The organism is uncultured Nocardioides sp., from assembly GCF_902805925.1.
Lineage (GTDB): Bacteria > Actinomycetota > Actinomycetes > Propionibacteriales > Nocardioidaceae > Nocardioides.
In genome coordinates, this window is record NZ_CADCUP010000173.1 from 1 (window position 1) to 4786 (window position 4786).

At 75.3% G+C, this 4786-nt stretch carries 6 protein-coding genes; 5 read left to right on the plus strand and 1 reads right to left on the minus strand.

Features of this window, described 5'->3' with window-relative positions; translation table 11 throughout:
• The 5 genes from aroC to QZX64_RS12595 all read left to right on the plus strand — a co-directional run.
• A partial coding sequence (gene aroC / locus QZX64_RS12575) for a chorismate synthase (protein WP_295660347.1) occupies positions 1-887 on the plus strand: 887 nt, incomplete at its 5' end.
• Positions 884-1396: a shikimate kinase gene (locus tag QZX64_RS12580; RefSeq protein WP_295660349.1), complete on the plus strand. Its 513-nt coding sequence runs from the start codon at positions 884-886 to the stop codon at positions 1394-1396. The genes aroC and QZX64_RS12580, both read left to right, overlap by 4 nt.
• Positions 1393-2490, plus strand: coding sequence for a 3-dehydroquinate synthase (aroB, locus tag QZX64_RS12585; RefSeq protein WP_295660351.1), 1098 nt, complete (start codon positions 1393-1395; stop codon positions 2488-2490). The genes QZX64_RS12580 and aroB overlap by 4 nt, the downstream gene beginning before the upstream one ends.
• Positions 2491-2566: 76 nt before the next feature.
• Positions 2567-2998, plus strand: a complete 432-nt coding sequence (gene aroQ, locus QZX64_RS12590) for a type II 3-dehydroquinate dehydratase (RefSeq protein WP_295660353.1) — start codon at positions 2567-2569, stop codon at positions 2996-2998.
• Positions 2999-3005: 7 nt separating this feature from the next.
• Positions 3006-4028, plus strand: a complete 1023-nt coding sequence (locus tag QZX64_RS12595) for a glycosyltransferase (RefSeq protein WP_295660355.1) — start codon at positions 3006-3008, stop codon at positions 4026-4028.
• On the opposite strand, the gene QZX64_RS12600 is transcribed toward QZX64_RS12595, so the two are convergent.
• The coding region (locus QZX64_RS12600; RefSeq protein WP_295660357.1) for a glycosyltransferase family 9 protein at positions 3955-4786 on the minus strand (832 nt) is incomplete at its 5' end. The genes QZX64_RS12595 and QZX64_RS12600 overlap by 74 nt on opposite strands.

A 4786-nucleotide genomic window follows, 5' to 3' on the forward strand; every position in this document is an offset into this window, starting at 1 on the left:
TGGCGGGCCTGGCCCGCAACGCCCCGCTCACCCGGCCCCGCCCCGGCCACGCCGACCTCGTCGGCATGCAGAAGTACGGCTTCGACGACGCCCGCCCCGTCCTCGAGCGCGCCAGCGCCCGCGAGACCGCCGCCCGCGTCGCGCTGGGTGCCGTCGCCAAGGCCTTCCTGCTCCAGGCGTACGGCGTCCAGGTGCTCTCCCACGTGGTCAGCATCGGTGCCGTCGAGGTGCCGGACGGCACCCCGCTGCCGCGCCCCGAGGACCTCGCCGTCATCGACGAGAGCCCGGTCCGGGCGTTCGACGCCGGCTCGAGCGAGGCCATGGTCGCGGAGGTCGACGCCGCCAAGCGCGACGGCGACACCCTCGGCGGGGTCGTCGAGGTGCTGGCCTACGGGCTGCCGCCGGGCCTCGGCAGCCACGTGCACTGGGACCGGCGGCTCGACAGCCGGCTGGCGGCCGCGCTCATGGGCATCCAGGCCATCAAGGGCGTGGAGGTCGGCGACGGCTTCGAGTCCGCCCGCCGCCGCGGCAGCCTCGTGATGGACGAGATCGTCCGCGGCGACGAAGGGCTCACCCGCACCAGCGGCCGGCTCGGCGGCACCGAGGGCGGCATGTCGACCGGCGAGCCGCTGCGGGTGCGGGCGGCCATGAAGCCGATCAGCACGATCCCGCGCGCGCTGCGCACGATCGACACGGCGACGGGGGAGGAGGCGGCCGCCCACCACCAGCGCAGCGACGTGTGCGCCGTCCCGGCCGCCGGCGTCGTCGCGGAGTCGATGGTCGCGCTCGTGCTGGCCGACGCCGCGCTCGAGAAGTTCGGCGGCGACTCGGTCGACGAGACCCGCCGCAACTGCGAGAGCTACCTCAAGAGCCTCGCGATCCGGTGACCCGGCCCGTCCTCGTCCTGGTCGGCCCACCCGGTTCCGGCAAGAGCACCATCGGCCGCATGTCCGCGCGGCGGCTCGGGGTGGCCTTCCGCGACACCGACGCCGACGTCGTCGCGACCGCCGGCAAGCCGATCAACGAGATCTTCATCGACGACGGCGAGCAGCACTTCCGCCGGCTCGAGGAGCAGGCGGTCGAGGACGCCCTGACCCAGCACGACGGGGTCCTCAGCCTGGGCGGCGGGGCGGTCCTGTCGGCCACCACCCGGCAGCGGCTGGCCGGGCACGAGGTCGTGCTGCTCGACGTCGACCTGTCCACCGCCGCCCGACGGGTCGGGCTCAACCGCGACCGCCCCCTGCTCGCCATCAACCCCCGGGCGACCCTCGCGCTGCTGCTGCGGGAGCGGATGCCGCTCTACCTCGAGGTCGCCACCCGGGTCGTGAAGACGGGCGACACGTCGCCGGGCCAGGTCGTCGAGCAGGTCCTCGCGGGGCTAGGTTCGGCCGGGTGACCGCGCCCACCAGGATCCGTGTCGACGGCGACGCGCCGTACGACGTCGTCGTGGGCGAGGGCCTGCTCGGCGAGCTGGCGGCGATGGTCTCGGGCAGTCAGCGGGTCGCCGTCGTGCACCCGGCCTCGCTGCGCACCACCGCCGAGGCGGTCCGCGACGACCTGCTCGCGCAGGGGCACGAGGCGCACGCGGTCGAGGTGCCCGACGGCGAGAAGCAGAAGGACCTCAAGGTCGCGGCCTACCTGTGGGACGTGCTCGGGCAGGTCGGCTTCACCCGCACCGACGCGCTGGTCGCTGTCGGCGGCGGGGCGACCACGGACCTGACGGGCTTCGTCGCGGCCACCTGGCTGCGCGGGGTGCCGGTGGTGCACGTCCCGACCACGCTGCTCGGCATGGTCGACGCCGCGGTCGGGGGCAAGACCGGCATCAACACCTCCGCCGGCAAGAACCTGGTCGGCTCCTTCCACCCGCCGGCCGGGGTGCTGTGCGACCTGACCGCGCTGGAGACGCTGCCGGTGCACGACTTCGTCGCCGGGCTGGCCGAGGTCGTCAAGGTCGGCTTCACGCACGACCCGCGCATCCTCGAGCTGGTCGAGGCGGACCCCAAGGCGGCGCGCAGCTCCACGGGCCCGCACATCCGCGAGCTGGTCGAGCGGGCGATCGCGGTCAAGGCGCAGGTCGTCGGCGACGACCTCACCGAGCAGGGCGCCCGGGAGTTCCTCAACTACGGGCACACCCTCGGTCACGCGATCGAGAAGGTCGAGGACTACGGCTGGCGGCACGGCGCGGCCGTCTCCGTCGGACTGGTCTTCGTCGCCGAGCTCGGCCGGCTGGCGGGACGGCTCGACGACGCCACCGCCGCGCGGCACCGCAGCGTGCTGGAGTCGGTCGGCCTGCCGACGTCGTACACGGGGGAGTGGGCCAAGGTGCACGCCGCCATGCGGATCGACAAGAAGACCCGCGGCAACCGGCTCCGCTTCGTGGTGCTCGACGCGCTGGCCAGCCCGCGGATCCTGGACGACCCCGACCCGACGCTGCTGGTGGCGGCGTACGAGGAGGTCCGCAAGGACCGCGGCCCCGAGGTGTACCTGTGAGCGAGGACTGCGCGCGGGGCCCCGCGACGGAGGAGCGGGTGTCCCGTGAGCTGTTCGAGCGAGCGAAGGTGGCGCTGTGACGGGTCGTCGGGTCCTCGTGCTGAACGGCGTGAACCTCGGCCGGCTCGGCAGCCGCGAGCCGCTCATCTACGGGAGCACCACCCACGAGCAGCTGGCCGCCCTGTGCGTGCAGACCGGCAACGAGGTCGGGCTGGACGTCGAGGTGCGGCAGACCGACGACGAGGCCGAGCTGGTCCGCTGGCTGCACGAGGCCGCGGACTCCGGTGCGCCCGTCGTGCTGAACAGCGCGGCCTGGAGCCACTACTCGTACGCCCTGCGGGACGCCTGCTCGCAGCTCACCGCGCCGCTGGTGGAGGTGCACATCAGCCAGGTGCACGCGCGCGAGGAGTTCCGGCACACCAGCGTGATCAGCGGCGTGGCCACCGCCACGATCACCGGGCTCGGCGTCGAGGGGTACCGCGCGGCGCTGCGCTTCCTCGCTCTCTGATGGACGCGTGACCCGGGTCGCGGTCCTCGCGGACGGCAACGGCTGGGGCGGCGCGCAGGTCTACGCGCGCAGCCTGGTGCAGCACGCCCCGCCCGGGGTGGAGTGCACCGTGCTCACCACCGCGGCGCACGCCGGCCGATTCAAAACCCCGGTGCGGGTCGTCGAGTCGACGGTCCGGGCCGACGGGGCGGACCTGCGCGCGGCGCTCGCCGACCTGCGCCCCGACCTGGTGCAGGTCAACCTGGTCGACCCGGCCAGCATGGTCAGCGCCCTGGAGGTGGCCGCCGAGCACGGCCCCGCCGTGGCGACCCTGCACATGCGCGGCGAGGTGCCGGACCTGCCGAGGCTGCGGGCCGCCTACGCCGGCCTGCGGGCGCTGGTGGCGGTGTCGGCGGAGTTCGCCGCCTTCGCCCGCGACGTGCTGGGCGTGGCCGGCGTGGTGCACGTGGTCAACGGCGTCGACCCGCTGCCGCTCGTCACCCCGCCCGGCGGCGCGGTCCCCGTGGTCGGCGCCCTCGGCCGGCTGACGCCGCAGAAGGGGTTCGACGTGCTGATCGACGCCGTCCGGCTGCTGGTCGACCGGGGAGTGCCGCTGCGGCTGCTGCTGGGCGGGGAGGGTCGCGAGCGGGCGGCCCTCGAGGAGCGGGCCACCGGCCTGCCGGTCACCTTCCTCGGCCCCCAGGACGGGCCCGAGGAGCTGCTCCGGCAGTGCGACCTGTTCGTCCTGTCGTCGCGCGTCGAGGCGCTGCCGCTGGTGCTGGCCGAGGCCGTGTCGGCCGGGCTGCCCGCCGTGGCGACCGACGTGGGCGACGTCCGGCAGGCGCTGGGGGACGTCGTCGAGCTGGTGCCGGTCGAGGACGCCGGAGCGCTCGCCGACGCGGTCCAGCGCCTGCTGGCCGACCCGGGGCTCCGCCGGCTGCGTGGAGCCGCGGGAGCCCGCCGGGCCCGGGAGGCGCTCACCGCGCAGCGGATGGCGTCCGACGCCTGGCGAGCATTCCTCTCGCCGCCTGCACCACCCGCTCCGGGCTGATCCGCCGCGCGCAGCGGAAGTCGATCGGGCAGTCCAGGTGCGGGCAGGGGTTGCAGCCGACCTCCTGCCGCACCACGGTCTGCAGCTCCGGGGCGTGCCGCCAGCGGACCGGGTCGCCGGACAGGAACACCGTCACGACCCGACCGCCGACCGCCGCGGTGAGGTGCGCGGTGCCGGTGTCGTTGGCGACGACGGCGGCGGCGTCCCGCAGCAGCACGGCGTACTGCCCGAGCGAGGTCCGGCCGGTCAGGTCGACCGCCGGCGCCCGCATCGCCGCGACCACCGCCGCGGTGGTGGCCGCCTCGCTCGGCACACCGCCGACCACGACCGTCAGCCCGTCGGCCGCCAGCGCGTCCGCCACCGCGGCGAAGCGCTCCACCGGCCAGCGCCGGCTCGAGCAGGTCGCCCCCGGGTGCAGCAGGACGTAGTCCCCTCCGGGCACGTCGTAGGAGTCCTCCGGGAGCACCGGCCACTCCAGCGCCCGGGAGGCCCTGGGCGGCAGCCCCAGGTGCTCGAGCAGCCGCAGGTGCCGGTCCGCCTCGTGCAGCGCGTGCGGGTAGGGCAGGTGCAGCGCCGGGTCGAGCTCGAGCCCGCGGGTCGGCGCGAAGCCTCCGGTGACCCGTGCACCGACCGCAGCAGTCACGTCGTTGGCGACCGGGTTGTCCCCGTACACCTGCAGCGCCAGGTCCCAGCCGCGCGCCCGCTGATCGGCGCACAACCGGTCGTAGGACTCGTCCGGCGTCCGCTCCGGGATCCCC